Source organism: Streptomyces sp. NPDC088746 (assembly GCF_044751065.1).
Taxonomy (GTDB): Bacteria; Actinomycetota; Actinomycetes; order Streptomycetales; family Streptomycetaceae; genus Streptomyces.
This window is the reverse complement of sequence record NZ_JBIVLA010000003.1, coordinates 152,001-168,551: the sequence shown is the minus strand read 5'-3', so window position 1 is coordinate 168,551 and position 16,551 is coordinate 152,001. Positions and strand designations below refer to the sequence as shown.

Here is a 16,551-nt window from a genome sequence, read left to right as displayed (position 1 = left end):
CCTTCCGCAGGCCGGACGGGGCTCGCTCATGCCTCGACGCGGGCCACCAACACGCAGGCGTCGTCGAGCCGTTCGGCAGATCCGAGCTCCTCGACCACGGCTCGTACGCAGTCCTGTGCGGTGCGGGCCTGCGCGAACCGAGGCGCCAGCCCCAGAAGCATGTCCGGGCCGGCGCTCCGGTCGGTCAGCCCGCCGGTGTGCAGTACGAGCACATCGTCCGGGAGCAGGTCCACCTCGTCCTGCTCGTAGCTGACTCCGGATGCCGCCCCGAGGAGCACTCCGTCAGGCGCCGGCAGAGGACGCCCCACTCCGTCGCGGAACAGCAGCGGCGCGGGGTGCCCTGCCTGTGCCCAGACGAGCGTGCCGGTCGCCGGGTCGAAGCGGCAGCACACGGCGCTGCCCAGGGCGGGCTGCGCCGAGCACTCGATCAGCTGGTTGAGGTGGCCCATGACCGGTCCGGGGCCGATGCCCGCCACGGCCATGCCGCGCAGCCCGCCGAGCAGCATCGCCATGGCCGAGGTGGCCGGGATCCCGTGGCCGGTGAGGTCGCCGACGGTGAGCAGGGTCCTGCCGTCCGGGAGCGGCAGCGCGTCGTACCAGTCGCCGCCGATGAGGTCGCTCGACCCCGAGGGCAGGTAGTGCGCGGCGATGTCCAGGCCGCTTGCGCCCCGACCGGATATCGGCAGCGAGCCGCGCCACGGCGGAAGCACGGCCTCCTGGAGTTCCACCGCCATCCGGTGTTCGGCCCGGGCCAGCTGTTCCTGCCGCCGCAGTGTGTCCCGTGTCCGGCCCACGATGTGCTGGCTGCGCCGCAACTTGCTGACATCGCGCAGGACCGCCCACATGGAGGCCGTGCAGCCGTCCGCGTCGAGAACGGGTTCGCCCATCATGTGCAGCGTGCGCATTCCACCGCCGGGCAGCAGGATCCGGAACTCGCCGTCTATCGGCCGCCCGTCCACCAGGCAGTCGGTCACCATCGACGTCAGGAGAGGCTGGTCCTCCGCCAGCAGCACCGACGGCAGCTCGTCCAGCGACAGCCCTCCTGCCCCCGGGTCCCTGCCGAAGATCTGGTACAGCTCGGCGGACCAGCTGACCTCGTCCGTGAGCAGGTTCCACTCGGCGCTGCCCACCCTGCTGAGGAGCGAACCGGTCGGCGGTCCGGCCGGCGCGGAGGGGGGCTCTCCCGCGGGCTCCGCGGCCGTGACACCGGGGATGCCGTCCCTCAGCTGTCCCAGATGCTCGCCGAGGTCGTCGAGCTGATGGACGGCCAGGTCGCAGAGCGCCCGCTGCCAGCGCTGCTGGGGATCGTCGTCGTCGATCACGGAGGTGTCGCGCCGGACCGCGTCCATGTCGCCGCGCAGCATCCGGGCCCGGTTGATGAGGGCATCGACGGTGTCCCGCTCGGGCGGCTGTGGGGCGGAGCGGTCCGCAAACAGATGGGACGGCATCTGGTACTCCGATACAGGCGGTACGGCCGGTTCGTGGGGGTGGACCGAAGACGACTGTTGCACAGGGCGCGGGGCCCCGTAAGGGGTTTGGCAACACTCGATACGTTCTTGCTTCCGGCATATGCCATCGGCTGGGTGGAGCGAGGGTCCGCCGAACACCCTTGCCCCTGGCGGGGAGTTGACGCAAGTCGCCGGGCGTGAGCCGCTCGGCGTACGCCCGCGCGTGCGACCCGCGCGGCTCGCACCGGCCGGGATCTGGGCATACGCGGAGTCGCGCGAGCCGAGGATCAACGGCTCGTGCCGCCGGTGCCGGCGCGGGGTCGCTGGAAGGTTCGAGAGCCTGGTCGGATGTATGTCGGCCGTACGTTCGAGATCCAGGTGTGGGGGGCTCGGCGGCCCGCTGTCCGGGGGCGTCCGGCGGGGGAATGGTGGCGCACGCGTTCGTGTTGTGTGAACCAGAAACGAAAACGACACTCATTCCCACCCCGGGGAGTGAGGTCGGAAACCCTGTCTGGAGGCCTCATGGCGCGCAGTGAGAACAGGCCCGTCGTCCTGCTCCGGTCCACGGCCGGAACCGGCCACACCTATGTGACGCGGAAGAGCAGGCGCAACGACCCCGACCGGCTCGAACTGCGGAAGTTCGACCCTGCTGCCGGGCGTCATGTCACGTTCCGTGAGGCCCGCTGACGATCGGCTGCGGCACCTTCCGGTAGCCGTGGGCCCGCGGCCTGCGAGGTCGTGGTGTGGATCACACGGCGGGGGCGGATTCACGGGAACACCGGGTGGTGGTTTATCGTTCATCTATGCGTCGGGGTGAGCGGCCGAAAACCGCCGGACGGCAGTCCGCCCTCACCTCCGCACACAAGCCGCCCCGGCTGGATTCCCCCGATCCGGCCGGGGCTTCTCCTTGGGCCGCCCCATCTGCGAGCCGCGCGATGCAAGCCGCCGGGGCTCTCCGGTCCCGCTCGGAGGCCCCACCCACACGGGCCCGTGTTCACATGGTCTGCGTGAGATCCGCCGCGTAGTGCTCGATGGCAGGCCGGTACCGCTGCACACCCGGGCTGTCGCTCGTCGACGCCAGCAGCCGCAGCAGGAGCTGCATGGCCTCGTGGTGCTCGCCGGTGTTGAACAGGGCCATGGACAGAAAGGCCCTCAGTGCCCCGTCCTCCGGGAATTCCGACACACCGCGCCGGAGCGTCTCGACGGCCTGACCGAACCTGCCCAGGACGCGATAGGTGCTGCCCAGACCTAGCAGCGCACCCCGGCGTTCGTCTTCGGTGAGGCCGTCGCCCTGCAGACTCCGCTCGTAGTACGGGACGGCCTCCGCCTCCAGGCCGAGGACATCGTGGACCCAGGCGGTCTGATAGGCGACGTCCGCCGCGTCGGGGAACGAGGCCGTGAGGGAGAGGAGGCGTTCCCTGGCCTGTTCGGGATGGCCTTCTTCCCGCAGCCGAACGGCTTCCGCCAGCAGTTCGTCCTTCTTCTGTGCGCTCATGCGCACATGGTCGCACCCACCCGGGGTGTGGCCGACGGGGTTGGGGGCATCCGTTCCGCCATGACAGCAGAGGCGGATCGTAGTGCACGACGCAGAGGCGTGGGGAATCTACTGCTGCGCGCGGCGGTGCTGGCGGCGGCGTTCGTGGCCCTTGTCGCGTTCTCCGTGGTCCTGGCGAAGGTGACGCTCACACCGTCGCCCGCCTCGGAGGGCATCGTGACGTCCAATCTGAAGCCGGGGCGCTCCCTGCGGCAGTACGCGGAGGACTACACGTTTCTCGCAGCGTGCAAACAGGCGGGCGGAAACCTGCTGCTGGGCGCTCCGTTCGGCGTGCTGCTGCCGATTCTGGTGCCGCGTCGGCTCCGGATGATCCGGATGACCGTGCTCACCGTGCTGGTCATGGCGGTCGTCGAGCTCGCGCAGGGCGCGCTCGTGGCGGGGCGGGCCTTCGACATCGACGACGTGATCCTCAACACGGCCGGCGCGCTGCTGGGATACGCGCTCGTGGGGCGACGCATCAGCCACCGCTACCACGCGCTCGCGGACGAGCCGGCCGTGGTGGACGACGGGAAGCCCGGACCGCGCACACCGGGCGGCACGGGGCCGGCCGCCAGGAGCGGGGCGAAGCCTGGCGCGGCGTCGAAGAACGACAGCAGGACGAAGTCTGGTGCCAAGGTCAAGGCCAAGGCCAAGCCCGGCGCCCCTTCGACGTCCGGGACCAAGGCGAAGGCCGTGGGCGGCCCCCCGTGCGGTTCCGGCGCACGGCGGAGCGCGTCCGCGCCGGTGGCTCGCGGACGCGCTCTGCTCGACAGGTGGCGCGGTCGGCGGGAGGGCCCGGGCGGGGGAGCGCCCGGAGCCCGCCGGCGCGGAGCCTAGAGCGCCGGGTAGGCGTTCTTCATGAGCTCCTGGAACTGGGCGGAGAACCACTTGCCGGAGACCGGCGCGTCGGGCAGCGCCCCGGACGGGTTGTTGCCGTTGCGGACGTTACCCGTGTAGGTCGGGTCGCACATCCGGTCGAAGCCCTTGCCCTCGTCGTTCGGGATCTCCTTGCTGGAGCCGTCCGACTCCCCCGGGGGCTTCATCCAGACGTACGCGTCGATGCCCGCGGCGGGCGCCGCCTGCGGCCGTTCGCCGAGACCGGCTCCGGACTGGTTGCACCAGTTCCCCAGGTGGATGCGACGGTCGTACCGGCCGCCGTCCACATAGGTGTCGACGCTGGTGCTCGCGCCCGGTCCGGTCGGCCGGTCCGCGCCGCCCCAGCCGTTGCGTGAGGTGTCGATCAGCATGCCGATGCCGGAGTTGAAGCCGACCGAGACCAGTTCGTTTCGGAAGGCCTGGGCGAAGGACTGCTCGTCCGTGTAGCGGTTCCAGTCGACCCACTTCGACTGACGTACGGACGTGCCGTTGACGGAGTCGTCGATGGAGAAGTTCTCCTCCGTCGTCGCACCGTAGTTGGCCGTGTTGGTGATGAAGCCGTGCACGTCGTTGACGGTCGCGCCCTCGGTCGTCGCCGCCTCCTTGAAGAGGTCGGCGGACGGGCCGAAGTTGTCGTCCCAGCCGATCCAGCCGTGGTGCCCCGCGTCGATGTAGTTGTAGACGTTCGGCGCGTCACCGAGCTTGTTGAGCGCGTAGCCGACGCCCTTCTGGTAGTTGCCGTTGGCCTTCATCACGTCGCAGGCCGGGGTGGCGGTGGCCCGGCTGCCGGTGTTGGTGACGAGGTTGGGCAGCGAGTCGATCTCGACGGTGGTGACGATGCGCAGGCCCGCGTACTTCGCGTCGCCGAGGATGGCCGCGATCGGGTCGATGTACTCGGTCTTGTAGCGGCCGATCTCGGTCGGGCCGAGCTCACCGTTGGAAGCGAGGGCCGCGCAGTCACGTCCGGGCAGGTTGTAGATCACGAGCTGGACGACGAGTTCGCCGGAGCCCTTCTGGGTGAGAGCCTCGTCCAGGTGGTCACGCAGGCCCATTCCGCCGTTGGCGCCCTCGATGGCGGCGATGCGGTCGAGCCAGACACCCGTCGGCTGGTCGGAGATCCGGCTTCCGCCCGGCTCGGCGGCGGCGTTGGCCGACCACTCCGGGTTGACGTAGACCTTGGCGCCCTCGTAGGGGTTGTTGACCCGGTCGGTGGGGTCGGTGGGCGGGTCGGTCGGGTCCGGCGGGTCGGTCGGACCTGTGGTGCCTCCGTCACAGGTGACGCCGTTCAGTTTGAACGTCGCGGGCACGGCGCTGTTGCCGCTCGCCGTCGCGTTGAAGCCGAAGGTGGCGGAAGCCCCGGTGGCCAGTGCGGCGTTGTAGCCGGCGTCCTTCGCGGTGACGGCGGTGCCGCTCTGCGAGACGGTGGCGTTCCAGCCCTGGCTGACCTTCTCACCGCCGGCGAACGACCACTGCAGCTGCCAGCCGGCCACGGCGTCGCCCAGGTTCTTGACGGTCACCGAGGCGGTGAGGCCCCCGTTCCACTGATTCTGGATCTTGTAATCGACGGAGCAGCCTGCCGTCGCCGCGGCGGAGGTTCCGAAGGGTGCCACCGCGGCGGCGGATCCTGCGGCTGCGGCGACGAGTGCTCCTGCGGCTATGAGCGCCGTTCGGGATCGGCGCAGGGTGGTGCGGCTCGTGCGGCTCATACGAATTCCGTTTCCTCAGCTGTCGAGGGCGCGCAGGTGATCACGCAGCCCGATTCCGTACGGGATGGGGGTACCGTCGTAGTCGCTGATCAAGGACGGGACCTGAAGCGGTGCCAGGTGGTGCCAGGTCCGTCCGGGAGGAGAGGTTCTGGTCGGCGAACCCTGCGCGACCCGGCCCGACGAGCCGGTGGAGGCAGTGTTCCGGCCGAACTCGCCTACGGCGAGGGGGACGTCGGCCGACCGGTGCGAGCTGGGGCCAGGAAGCCCGTTGCGGAGCCCGCACCGTTCGCGTGAGTCGCGTTCAGGCCGTTGCCGGCCGTGATGCCCGGTCCCCGGAAACCGCCGGCCCGATGCTGCGCGGTGCTGTTCTCCACCGTGCGTACGAGGGCGGATCCGGAAGCCGTGGCCGTGGCCGGGAGGGCGCTTCCGGCCACGCCGAGCACTGCTCCGGGGAGCAGCCTGAACAGGTGCGACACGTGCGGGGGGTGAAGCATGAGCGACTCCTTGCAGATCGGGCGTGCCCCCTACGGCACGTCGACTGGTGGAACCGCTCCCACTGGTGTGGCTTGACGTTAGAGCGTCAAGTGGTGTCGGTCAACACACCCGTTCTCATCTCTTGGTATCGAAATAATTCGACTCTTCAAGTCTCTTGACTCTCTTTTTCCTCGTCCCCATGCTGGGAGCGCTCCCACTGGTTCAAGGCTTGTGCTCAGCCCCGCACACCCCCCATGTCGCCGAGCCGCGAGGAGGTACTGCGCATGCCAACGGGACGCGCACGAAGAACCTGGTTACCCGGAAGACCACGCAGAACCGGAGCCGGAAACCGACGGTTGTGGACAGCATTGGTGGCCGCGCTGGCCCTCCCTGTGGGGATGACCGCCGCAGCCGGCACGCCGGCCCAGGCCGCCGCCGTCCAATGCAGCGTCGACTACAAGACCAATGACTGGGGTTCGGGCTTCAGTACCGAAATCACCGTCACCAACAGGAGCTCCACCGCGCTCGACGGCTGGACCCTGAGCTACGACTACGCAGGCAGCCAGAAGCTCACCAACGGCTGGAACGGCACCTGGTCCCAGTCCGGCAAAACGGTCACCGTCAAGAACGCGAGCTGGAACGGCACGATAGCCGCCGGGGGCGCCGCCACGACCGGCGCGCAGTTCAGCTACACCGGCACCAACACCGCGCCGTCCACCTTCTCCGTCAACGGCACGGCATGTGTCGGGGCCCATCAGCCGCCGATCGCGGTCCTCACCAGCCCGGCGGCCGGCGCCGTCTTCTCCGCCGGAGACACTGTCCCCCTGGCCGCGACGGCCGCGGCCGCCGACGGCGCGGGGATCAGCAAGGTCGAGTTCTACGACAACACCACGCTGCTCGGCACGGACACGACCTCCCCCTACACGTACAACGCCGAAGGGCTCTCCGCCGGCGGCCACTCCGTGTACGCCAGGGCGTACGACAGCCTCGGCGCCTCCGCGGAATCGACCCCGGCCGGCATCACCGTCGCAGCGGGCCCGGCCGTCGTCGCCACGCCCGCCCAACTGGGCGTACAGCAGGGGAAGTCGGGGACCTTCGAGGTCTCGCTGTCCACCGCCCCCGCCTCGTCCGTCACCGCCACCGTGGCGCGGAGCGCCGGCAACACCGGTCTGAGTGTCACCGGTGGCGCGAGCCTCACCTTCACCCCGTCGAACTGGTCCACGCCTCAGAAGGTGACCGTCTCGGCCGATGGATCCGGCACGGGAGCCGCGACCTTCACCGTGACGGCCCCCGGCCACGCCAAGTCCGAGGTCACCGTCACCCAGCTCGCGGAGGCGAAGGAGTACGACGCCCGCTTCCTCGACCTGTACGGAAAGATCACCGATCCCGCGAACGGCTACTTCTCCTCGGAGGGCATCCCCTACCACTCCGTCGAGACACTGATCGTGGAGGCTCCCGACCACGGACACGAGACGACGTCGGAGGCGTACAGCTATCTGATCTGGCTCCAGGCGATGTACGGGAAGCTCACCGGGGACTGGACGAAGTTCAACGGTGCGTGGGACACCATGGAGAAGTACATGATCCCCACGCACGCCGACCAGCCCACGAACTCCTTCTACAACGCGTCGAAGCCCGCCACCTACGCGCCCGAGCACGACACCCCGAACGAGTACCCGGCCGTCCTCGACGGATCGGCCGCCTCCGGCTCGGACCCGATCGCGGCCGAGCTGAAGAGCGCGTACGGCACCGACGACATCTACGGCATGCACTGGATCCAGGACGTCGACAACGTCTACGGCTACGGCAACTCGCCCGGTACGTGCTCGGCCGGTCCCACCGAGACCGGGCCGTCGTACATCAACACCTTCCAGCGGGGACCGCAGGAGTCGGTCTGGGAGACCGTCACCCACCCCACCTGCGACAACTTCACCTATGGTGGGGACAACGGCTACCTGGACCTGTTCACCGGGGACGCCTCCTACGCCAAGCAGTGGAAGTTCACCAACGCTCCGGACGCGGACGCCCGTGCCGTACAGGCCGCGTACTGGGCGGACACGTGGGCGAAGGAGCAGGGCAAGTCGGGTGAGGTCTCCGCGACCGTCGCCAAGGCGGCGAAGATGGGCGACTACCTCCGCTACTCCATGTTCGACAAGTACTTCAAGAAGGTCGGCAACTGCGTCGGCCCGACCACCTGCCCCGCCGGCAGCGGCAAGGACAGCGCGCACTACCTGATGTCCTGGTACTACGCCTGGGGCGGTGCCACCGACACCTCTGCGGGCTGGTCCTGGCGGATCGGATCCAGTCACGCACACGGCGGCTACCAGAACCCGATGGCTGCCTACGCGCTGAGCTCCGTCGCCGACCTCAAGCCCAAGTCGGCCACGGGCCAGCAGGACTGGGCCAAGAGCCTGGACCGTCAGATGGACTTCTACCAGTGGCTCCAGTCCGACGAGGGGGCGATCGCGGGCGGCGCGACCAACAGCTGGAAGGGCAGTTACGCCCAGCCGCCGGCCGGGACGCCGACCTTCCACGGCATGTTCTACGACGAGAAGCCCGTCTACCACGACCCGCCGTCCAACCAGTGGTTCGGCTTCCAGGCATGGTCGATGGAGCGCGTCGCCGAGTACTACCACGAGTCGGGTGACGCGCAGGCGAAGGCCGTACTCGACAAGTGGGTCGACTGGGCCCTGTCCGAGACGACCATCAACCCGGACGGCACCTATCTCATGCCCTCCACCCTCAAGTGGTCGGGCGCGCCCGACACCTGGAACGCGTCGAGCCCCGGCGCGAACTCCGGGCTCCACGTCACGGTCGCCGACTACACGAACGACGTCGGGGTGGCCGGTGCCTACGCCAGGACACTGACCTACTACGCCGCCAAGTCCGGTGACGCCGAGGCGAAGGCCACGGCCGAGGGCCTGCTCGACGGCATGTGGAGCCACTACCAGGACGACGCCGGGATCGCCGTTCCCGAGACCCGGGCCGACTACAACCGGTTCGACGACCCGGTCCACGTCCCGAACGGCTGGACGGGCGCGATGCCCAACGGGGACACCGTCGACAACGACTCGACGTTCCTCTCCATCCGGTCGTTCTACAAGGACGACCCGAACTGGCCCAAGGTGCAGGCCTATCTGGACGGCGGGACCGCACCGGTCTTCACCTACCACCGGTTCTGGGCGCAGACCGACGTCGCACTGGCTCTGGGGGCGTATGCCGACCTCCTGGAGTGAGTGACCGCAGTACCCGGGGATCCCGGCCGCCGGCGCAGCCGGGGGACGGGATCCCCGGCACGGGACCGACCGCCACGAGGACCGGCGGCAGCTGGGACCGTCTCGCTCCGGCCCGGGGTCACCCGGAGAAGGCGCCGGTGTAGTTCTCGGCGAACTCCGCGGCCGCGTGGCGGGAGTCCGCGATCCGGTGCAGCTGCGACAGCTGGAGACGGTTGTCGAACGGGCTCCCGTCCGGATGCGCGTGCAGCGTCGTCGTCATGAAGTACGAGAAGTGCTCGGCACGCCATACCCTGCGCAGACAGGTGTCCGAGTACGCGTCGAGCAGTTCGGAGGATCCCTCGCGCTCGAGGTGCTCGAACGCGCGGGCGAGCACGACGACGTCGGCGGCCGCGAGGTTCAGCCCCTTCGCGCCCGTGGGGGGCACGATGTGCGCGGCGTCCCCGGCGAGGAAGACACGACCGTGGCTCATCGGCTCTGTCACCTGGCTGCGCATCGGCAGCACCGACCTGGCCGTGATGGGTCCGCGCTCCAGCTTCCTGCTGCCCGCCGAGGCCAGCCGGACGTCGAGCTCGTCCCAGATCCGCTCGTCGGGCCAGGCGGCCGGGTCCTCGCCCCCCGGGACCTGGAGGTAGAGCCTGCTCACCTCCGGTGAGCGCATGCTGGCCAGCGCGAAGCCACGTGAGGAGTGCGCGTAGATCAACTCGTCGTACACCGGGGGCGCGTCCGCCAGAATGCCCAGCCACGCGTACGGATACGTCCGTTCGTACGACGTCAGCACGCCCTGTGGGACCGACCGCCGGGTCACGCCGTGGAAGCCGTCGCACCCGACGACGTAGTCGCACTCCAGAGTCCGCACACGGCCGTCGTGCCGGTAGTGGATCACCGGCCGGGCCGTGTCCACCCCCTCCACCGAGAGGGCCTCCGCCTCGAACAGCAACGGCGCTCCGTCGGCCAGCTGGAGCGCGATCAGGTCCTTGACGACCTCGGTCTGCGCGTACACCCACACCCGGCTGCCACCCGTCAACGACGGGAAGTCCACCCGGTGCGAGCGCCCGTCGAAGCGCAGCTCGACCCCGTCGTGCGCGATGCCCTCCCGGTCCAGACGCTCGCCCGCACCGCTCGCTCGCAGCGCGTCGACGGTGCTCTGCTCCAGGATCCCGGCGCGCTGGCGGTGCTCGGCGTACGCGCGGTCCCGGCTCTCCAGGACGACGCAGTCGATGCCGTTCCCGTTCAGCAGCCGGGCCAGGAGCAGGCCGGCGGGGCCCGCCCCGACGATCCCGACACGGGTGCGGCGGGGGAGGGGTATGGCGGTGTCCACAGGGAGGGTCCTTTCGCGTGGGTGCAGAGCGTCGGTGTCGTCGGGCGGAGCCGGTGACGACGACATCGTCATGAAGAATCCTCCTGCCGTGACGGGACCAGCCTGGCCCGTTTCCGGGGATCCCGGAAATCGATTCTCTGGATGAGGTGAATCCGTGCGACGAATACCGGTCCACGCACGGATCGGAGGGCCGCCCGGTCAGGGCCTCGCGCGAACCTGCCCGTGGGAGGCATGATCATGCGATGACTTGGACAGCTCCTGAAGCTACGCGCACCATCGGTCCGCTCACAGGCGGCGAGCGCGAGACACTGACCGCCTTCCTCGCGTTCTACCGCAGCACACTGCTGCAGAAATGCTCCGGCCTGACGGGCAGCCAGCTCGCCGAGCAGACGGTCGAGCCGTCCAACCTCACCCTGCTCGGCCTCGTCCGGCACATGGCCAAGGTGGAACGCATATGGTTCCGCGAGGGCCTCGCGGGGCTGGCTCTTCCCTCGATGTACGACACCGAGAAGGGCAAGGACGCCGACTTCGAGGACCTCTCGCCGGACCGTGCCCCCGACGACTACGCCCGTCTCGTCGAGGAGATGCGCCTCGCCGACGAGGCGGCGGCGGACGCGCCGCTCGACACCACCTTCACCCGGCGCGGCTCGGTCTACTCCCTGCGCACGGTGTACGTGCACATGATCGCCGAGTACGCGCGCCACATCGGCCACGCCGACCTGCTGAGGGAACGGCTGGACGGCACCACGGGGGCCTGAGGCCGCCCGGGACCCCGCCGCCCGTACAGGATCTGGCGTAATCGGCCGCCCGGGCGGACTGAAATTGCCGGACGGGGTCACACGGAAGGAATGACGTCCACTGACGTAAGGACAGACAGCGCCGGAGACCCCGCCCACAGTGGCACGCCGCGCCGCCGCGCCCGCACACGAGGATGCCTGCCGTTCGCGGGTGTGTGCGCCGTGGCGCTGGTCCTGCTGTTCCTGGGTTCCCGGCTCAGCCTGCTGCCGGGGTTCGGCAGTCTCTTCGGCGAGGAGACCACCGACCGCTCCGGTCCCGCGGTGCTCAAGTCGATCCAGGACATGAGCGCGTACGAGGCGGCCTCAGGCAACTTCCAGGTCGTCGTCGACCTGGAGAAGGACGCGAAGTTCCTGCCCGACGCCATCCGGGGCACCCGGACGCTGTACGTCGGCGCGGGCACCGTCGGAGCGTCCGTCGACCTCGGCAAGGTCGGGGCCGACGGGGTGACTGTCAACGAGGACCGCACCACGGCCGAACTCGTCCTGCCCCACGCGGTGCTGGGCAAGCCCGCCCTGGACCCGGACCGCTCCTACGCCGTGTCCAAGCAGCGCGGACTCCTCGACCGGCTCGGCGACCTCTTCTCCGACAACCCCGGCAGCGAGCAGGCGGTCAACAAGCTGGCCGCGCGGCACATCGGGGAGGCGGCCGAGGAGAGCGGCCTCACGAAGCGGGCCGAGAAGAACACCACCTCGATGCTCCAGGGACTGCTCGGTTCGCTCGGATTCGAGAAGGTCACCGTCCGCTTCGCCGACCCGCGCGGCTGACCTCCTCGCCGTCCCGGCCGCCCCGCCCGCACCGGTGGGGCGGCCCTGCGCCACACTCGCCTGAACGAACGGTCGCCTCATCGACCGTCAGGAGCCGGGGAGTGATGACCATGACCGCCGAAACCACGGAACGCTTCAGGGCAGCCGTCGAGAAGGGGGACCACGCGGCACTCGAAGAGCTGTTCACCGAGGACGTACGCCTCTTCAGCCCGGTGAAATTCACGCCCTTCGAGGGCAGGCCGATGGTGCTCGGGCTCTTCGGCGTTCTCCTGCGCACGTTCGAGGACTTCCGCTACGTCGGGCACTTCGAGGGCGAGGCCTCCACCAGCGCGGAGGGCGACCAGGAGTCGGCGGAGATCCTGCTGTTCAGGGCGAAGGTGGACGGCAAGGAGATCCACGGGATCGACCTCCTCCAGTTCGGTGAGGACGGCCGGATCAACGAGTTCACCGTGATGGTCCGCCCGATGTCCGCGGTCCAGGCGCTGGGCGCGGCCGTCCTGCAGGGGCTCGCCGCCGACGGTCTCGTGCCGGACGGGGCGGCCGGCTGAGGAGACGGTGCCCGGCCGGATCCCACGGCCGGGCACCGAACGGCATGGCGCAACGCCGGTGCGGAGTCGTTCGGTTACCCTACGTGAGCTCGACGAGCATTCATCGTCATCCGAGGGGACCCCGAATGAACCGTATCCGCACCGCACTTGCCGCAGTCGGCATCGCCGCCGGCCTGGTGGCCGCTCCCGCCGCCCACGCCGCCCCGCACGAGAACCGCACCGCGGCAGTCGCCCACGATCCCTGCACCGGCGAGTTCCTCGGGGACGCGCGGCTGGGACCCCAGTGGCTCCCCTCCACCAAGCAGGCACCCGTCGGCCCCCTGCTCAAGGGGTACAAGCGCACGGGGGGCCTGTCTCCCTCCGCCTTCCTGAACAAGTACTGGGAGGGGCCGGCGGACACGGGCGGCTGGAAGTATCCGCCCAACGACGGCTTCGCCGAAGTCAACGGTGAGGTCGACAAGGAGCCCGCCAAGCTGCGCACCGGCCAGCGCCTGGACCGCTTCGGATCGGAGTACGGCGCCTACCTCGCACCGGCCGGAGACGCCTACAAGGAGCGCGCCCTGCCTCCGCAGAACCTCAACACCCGTGACGCCGCGGCCCCGTGTGACTACCGCGTCTACAAGGTGGCCAAGCCGTTCTGGGTCTGGCAGGGCAGCATCGCACCGTGGTTCGAGCAGCCCGGCGGAGGCCAGCAGATCAAGCTCGACGCCGTCTTCCTCGACCCGGGCGCGGGTCAGCGCCTCAATGTGAAGTGGCTGCTGGACCACGCCTACCTCACCCCCGTCGGCGCGTAGTACCCACCGTGAAACGCCAGGAACTGCGCGCCGCCCTCCACGCCGCGGGCGTGGACGACGGCTACTACCGGATCGAGGGCGTTCACGAACCGGCCCCCACACCCCCGGACTTCCTGTTCCTGAGGAAGGCGCCCGACGGGGTGTGGGAGACCGGCGCGTACGAGCGCGGCACCTACGAGGTGATCGCCCGGCACCCGGACGAGGCGGCCGCCTGCGCGCACCTCCTGCGTCTGCTTGTTCGACAGGGGAGCGGCGGACCGGCAGGGCGCCCCCGAACGTGACGGCCGCGTGTCGAAGTCGGGGCCCCGTCCGTCGAGCGGCCATGGTGGTCGTATGAACAGTGCAGGCATTCTCGCCGATGCGTTCGAACGCATCCATGAAGCGGTGCACGCCGCAGTCGAGGGCCTCCCGCCCGAGGACCTCAACGCCAGGCTCGACGACGACGCGAACTCCATCGCCTGGCTCGTGTGGCACCTGACCCGCGTCCAGGACGACCACGTCGCAGACGCGGCGGGCACCGAGCAGGTCTGGTTCGCGAAGGGCTGGGCGTCCCGCTTCGAACTGCCCCTGGAGGAGGGCTCGACCGGCTACGGCCACAGCAGCGCGCAGGTGGGCTCCGTGACGGTGGCGTCGGGCGACCTCCTCCTCGGCTACTTCGACGCCGTGAACGAGCAGACTCTCGGCTTCGTCCGGGGACTCGACGGCCGGGCCCTGGACCGCGTCGTGGACGACGCCTGGTCGCCGCCGGTGACCCTCGGCGTGCGGCTGATCAGCGTCATCGCCGACGATCTGCAGCACGCCGGGCAGGCCGCGTTCGTCCGTGGTGCGCTGGAACGCCGTCAGTAGGACGCGGCACCGGTGCGCGCGTAGTGCCCCGGACTCGTGCCGACCACACGCTTGAAGTGCCGGGAGAAGTGGGCCTGGTCGTAGAAGCCGACCGAGGCCGCGACCTCCGGCGGGCGCATCCCACCGAGCAGCAGGCGGCGGGCCAGATCGACGCGACGCCCCGTCAGGTACTGGTGAGGCGCCATGCCGAACTCCCTGCTGAAGGCACGGACCAGGTGGGTGTGGTGGGCATGCAGACGCTCCGCGGCCGCGCGGAGCGTCAGCCCTTCCACGAAGTGCTGGTCGAGCAGATCCCGGAGGGCGTACGCGATCCGGCTGTCGGGCACCTGTGGGGCGACGGGCTCGTCGCGCAGGTGCCCCGCGAGACGTTCGGAGACCAGTGCGAGCCGGCTCTGGGCCTCCAGCTCGTCCCCGGGGCGCTCGAGCGTCCGGTGCAGCTGATCGACACGGAGGCGCAGCCGTGGATCCCGCAGCACGGGCCGGTCGACCGCGCGCCCGACGAGATCCGGGTCGATCTGTGCGGTGTTCAGGTACAGGACACGCTTGCGGAACCCTCCAGGGGTCGCCGCGTCGCCGTTGTGCGGCACGTGCGGAGGCAGCAGCGTCACCACGGAGCTGGGCGCTCCGTGTTCATGGCGGTCCAGGTCGTAGCGGACCATTCCCTCGTCGACGATGAGCAGCGTCCACGCGTCGTGCGTGTGCATGGGATAGGCGTGGTCGGCGAAGTGCGCGTGGAAGACCTCGTCGATCCCCTCGACGCGCGGACGCCACGCGGTGATCTCCGGACGTGCACCCATGTACGAAGCGTACAAGAGCGTGCCGGAACCCCGGCGACGTGCAAACTTCGTACAAGACGCCCGCCTGCGAAGCTCGGCAGACTCCTGGCATGACCGACGAAAACGCCCCCGTACGCTTCGACACCAAGATCGCCGTGCTGCTCCGCGACGACCTCGAGACCTGGCAGCGCCTCAACGTCACCGCCTTCCTGGTGAGCGGCCTCGGCACACAGGTACCCGAGGTGATCGGCGAACCGTACGCCGACGCCGACGACACCTCCTACCTGCCCATGTTCCGGCAGCCCGTTCTCGTGTTCGCCGGGTCCAAGGAGCTCCTGACGACCGCGCACACCAAGGCGGTCAGCAGGGGTGTGACCCTTGCCGTGTTCACTTCCGATCTCTTCGCGACCGGCCATGACGAGGCCAACAGGGCAGCCGTCCGGGCGGTGCGCAGGGATGCGATGGACCTGGTGGGTCTGGCCGTGTACGGCCCGCGCAACGCCGTCGACAAGATCCTCAAGGGTGCCTCCATGCACCCCTGACCGGCGCCCGGGCGTCACCGGTCGGATACTCACGGACACACCCGTGCGGGTGATGGTTCCTGGTGCCATACTCAAGGCAAGTCCGCTTGACAGGCTTGTCATTGTCCCGAAAGGCGACGCGTCATGAACTGGGCATCGTGGACCACCCTCGGTGTCTTCGCGGGAACCGGCGGAGTGCGCACCGAAGAGGTGGGTGTCGTGAGCGGTGATCTGACCGTACACACGACGTGGACCGAGAAGCAGGCCGAGGTCGCTGTCCAGTACAGCGGGGCCTCGGACTGGTTCACACTGGCCGGCAGTCCGGTGCCCTGCCCGTCCGAGGAAGCGAGCAGGGCCCTCCACCAGAGCGTCGTAGAGGCGGTACGCGCCGGCGGCGGAGCCACGGTTCCGGCTCCGCACACGGTGTAGTGACCGCGCCGCCGGCGTGGCAGGTGATTCAGTCTCCCGCGAAGCGCACCACATACCGCCGCTGCCAAGGCGTCTCCACAGCCTTGGGGTGATAGTTCCGTCGGACGAAGGCGACGGCTTCCTCCGCCGGGACCCCGTCCAGTACGGCCAGGCAGGCCAGGGCCGTACCGGTCCGTCCGCGGCCGCCCGCGCAGGCGACCTCGACCCGCTCACCCGGCGCCCTGTTCCACGCCTCCTTCAGCACGGCGCGCGCCGCGCTCCTGTCGGAGGGCAGACGGAAATCGGGCCAGCGCAGCCACCGCGACTCCCAGGCCACCGGGGGCGGAGGGCCACCCAGCAGATGGACGGCGAAGGCAGGTTCCGGTCCCGCGGGGAGCGGACGTCTCAGACCGCGGCCACGGACCAGTCGGCCCGAGGGCAGGCGCATCACGCCCTCGCCGGCCGGGTCCCAGCTTTCCGTCATGCGCTGTCCTTGCTGTCGGG

17 protein-coding genes are annotated in these 16,551 nt (G+C 69.8%); 11 read left to right on the top strand and 6 right to left on the bottom strand.

From position 1 onward, the window contains the following. Positions 1–26: 26 nt before the first annotated feature. Entirely contained in the window at positions 27–1,448 is a 1,422-nt protein-coding gene (locus tag ACIP63_RS15270; protein WP_401515525.1) for a PP2C family protein-serine/threonine phosphatase, read from the bottom strand. A gap of 522 nt (positions 1,449–1,970) precedes the next feature. Here ACIP63_RS15270 and rpmG point away from each other — a divergent pair. Next, positions 1,971–2,135, top strand: coding sequence for a 50S ribosomal protein L33 (gene rpmG / locus ACIP63_RS15265; protein WP_401515523.1), 165 nt, complete (start codon positions 1,971–1,973; stop codon positions 2,133–2,135). 307 nt (positions 2,136–2,442) lie between these two features. Here rpmG and ACIP63_RS15260 read toward each other — a convergent pair whose 3' ends face one another. Continuing rightward, on the bottom strand, positions 2,443–2,943 hold the full coding sequence (locus ACIP63_RS15260; protein ID WP_401515520.1) for a tetratricopeptide repeat protein: 501 nt from the start codon (positions 2,941–2,943) through the stop codon (positions 2,443–2,445). A gap of 60 nt (positions 2,944–3,003) precedes the next feature. Between ACIP63_RS15260 and ACIP63_RS15255 the strand changes: the two genes are divergently transcribed. Continuing rightward, on the top strand, positions 3,004–3,819 hold the full coding sequence (locus tag ACIP63_RS15255) for a VanZ family protein (protein ID WP_401515518.1): 816 nt from the start codon (positions 3,004–3,006) through the stop codon (positions 3,817–3,819). Here the strand turns inward: ACIP63_RS15255 and ACIP63_RS15250 are convergent. Further along, on the bottom strand, positions 3,816–5,564 hold the full coding sequence (locus ACIP63_RS15250) for a glycoside hydrolase family 6 protein (protein ID WP_401515515.1): 1,749 nt from the start codon (positions 5,562–5,564) through the stop codon (positions 3,816–3,818). The two genes, ACIP63_RS15255 and ACIP63_RS15250, sit on opposite strands and share 4 nt — an antisense overlap. Positions 5,565–6,436: 872 nt before the next feature. Here ACIP63_RS15250 and ACIP63_RS15245 point away from each other — a divergent pair. After that, entirely contained in the window at positions 6,437–9,274 is a 2,838-nt protein-coding gene (locus ACIP63_RS15245; protein ID WP_401515513.1) for a glycoside hydrolase family 48 protein, read from the top strand. 118 nt (positions 9,275–9,392) lie between these two features. Here the strand turns inward: ACIP63_RS15245 and ACIP63_RS15240 are convergent, their stop codons facing one another. Then, complete coding sequence (locus ACIP63_RS15240) at positions 9,393–10,664, bottom strand: 4-hydroxybenzoate 3-monooxygenase (protein WP_401515511.1); 1,272 nt, start codon at positions 10,662–10,664, stop codon at positions 9,393–9,395. Positions 10,665–10,834: 170 nt separating this feature from the next. Between ACIP63_RS15240 and ACIP63_RS15235 the strand changes: the two genes are divergently transcribed. From ACIP63_RS15235 to ACIP63_RS15210, 6 genes are all read left to right on the top strand, one after another. Then, positions 10,835–11,350 carry a DinB family protein gene (locus ACIP63_RS15235; RefSeq protein WP_401515508.1) on the top strand — a complete coding sequence of 172 codons (516 nt, stop codon included), beginning with the start codon at positions 10,835–10,837 and terminating at the stop codon, positions 11,348–11,350. Positions 11,351–11,440: 90 nt separating this feature from the next. Next, the gene (locus tag ACIP63_RS15230) at positions 11,441–12,154 is read left to right on the top strand and encodes a DUF4230 domain-containing protein (RefSeq protein ID WP_401515506.1); all 714 of its coding nucleotides are present in this window, start codon (positions 11,441–11,443) and stop codon (positions 12,152–12,154) included. A 110-nt stretch (positions 12,155–12,264) separates the two neighbouring features. Next, the gene (locus ACIP63_RS15225; protein WP_401515503.1) at positions 12,265–12,702 is read left to right on the top strand and encodes a nuclear transport factor 2 family protein; all 438 of its coding nucleotides are present in this window, start codon (positions 12,265–12,267) and stop codon (positions 12,700–12,702) included. Between the two features lie 125 nt (positions 12,703–12,827). Then, a complete protein-coding gene (locus ACIP63_RS15220; RefSeq protein WP_401515501.1) occupies positions 12,828–13,496 on the top strand; it encodes a TNT domain-containing protein in 669 nt (222 codons plus the stop codon). Positions 13,497–13,504: 8 nt separating this feature from the next. Continuing rightward, a complete protein-coding gene (locus ACIP63_RS15215) occupies positions 13,505–13,777 on the top strand; it encodes a hypothetical protein (protein ID WP_401515499.1) in 273 nt (90 codons plus the stop codon). Between the two features lie 52 nt (positions 13,778–13,829). Then, positions 13,830–14,342, top strand: coding sequence for a DUF664 domain-containing protein (locus ACIP63_RS15210; protein WP_401515497.1), 513 nt, complete (start codon positions 13,830–13,832; stop codon positions 14,340–14,342). On the opposite strand, the gene ACIP63_RS15205 is transcribed toward ACIP63_RS15210, so the two are convergent. After that, a complete protein-coding gene (locus tag ACIP63_RS15205) occupies positions 14,336–15,139 on the bottom strand; it encodes an AraC family transcriptional regulator (protein WP_401515494.1) in 804 nt (267 codons plus the stop codon). The two genes, ACIP63_RS15210 and ACIP63_RS15205, sit on opposite strands and share 7 nt — an antisense overlap. An 89-nt stretch (positions 15,140–15,228) precedes the next feature. On the opposite strand from ACIP63_RS15205, the gene ACIP63_RS15200 reads away from it, so the two are divergent. Both ACIP63_RS15200 and ACIP63_RS15195 read left to right on the top strand, forming a co-directional pair. Continuing rightward, positions 15,229–15,660, top strand: a complete 432-nt coding sequence (locus tag ACIP63_RS15200; protein ID WP_393754319.1) for a DUF2000 family protein — start codon at positions 15,229–15,231, stop codon at positions 15,658–15,660. 123 nt (positions 15,661–15,783) lie between these two features. Continuing rightward, positions 15,784–16,068 carry a hypothetical protein gene (locus tag ACIP63_RS15195; protein ID WP_104791202.1) on the top strand — a complete coding sequence of 95 codons (285 nt, stop codon included), beginning with the start codon at positions 15,784–15,786 and terminating at the stop codon, positions 16,066–16,068. 28 nt (positions 16,069–16,096) lie between these two features. Here the strand turns inward: ACIP63_RS15195 and ACIP63_RS15190 are convergent, their stop codons facing one another. Then, entirely contained in the window at positions 16,097–16,531 is a 435-nt protein-coding gene (locus ACIP63_RS15190) for a protein-tyrosine phosphatase family protein (protein ID WP_401515489.1), read from the bottom strand. Between the last annotated feature and the right edge of the window lie 20 nt (positions 16,532–16,551).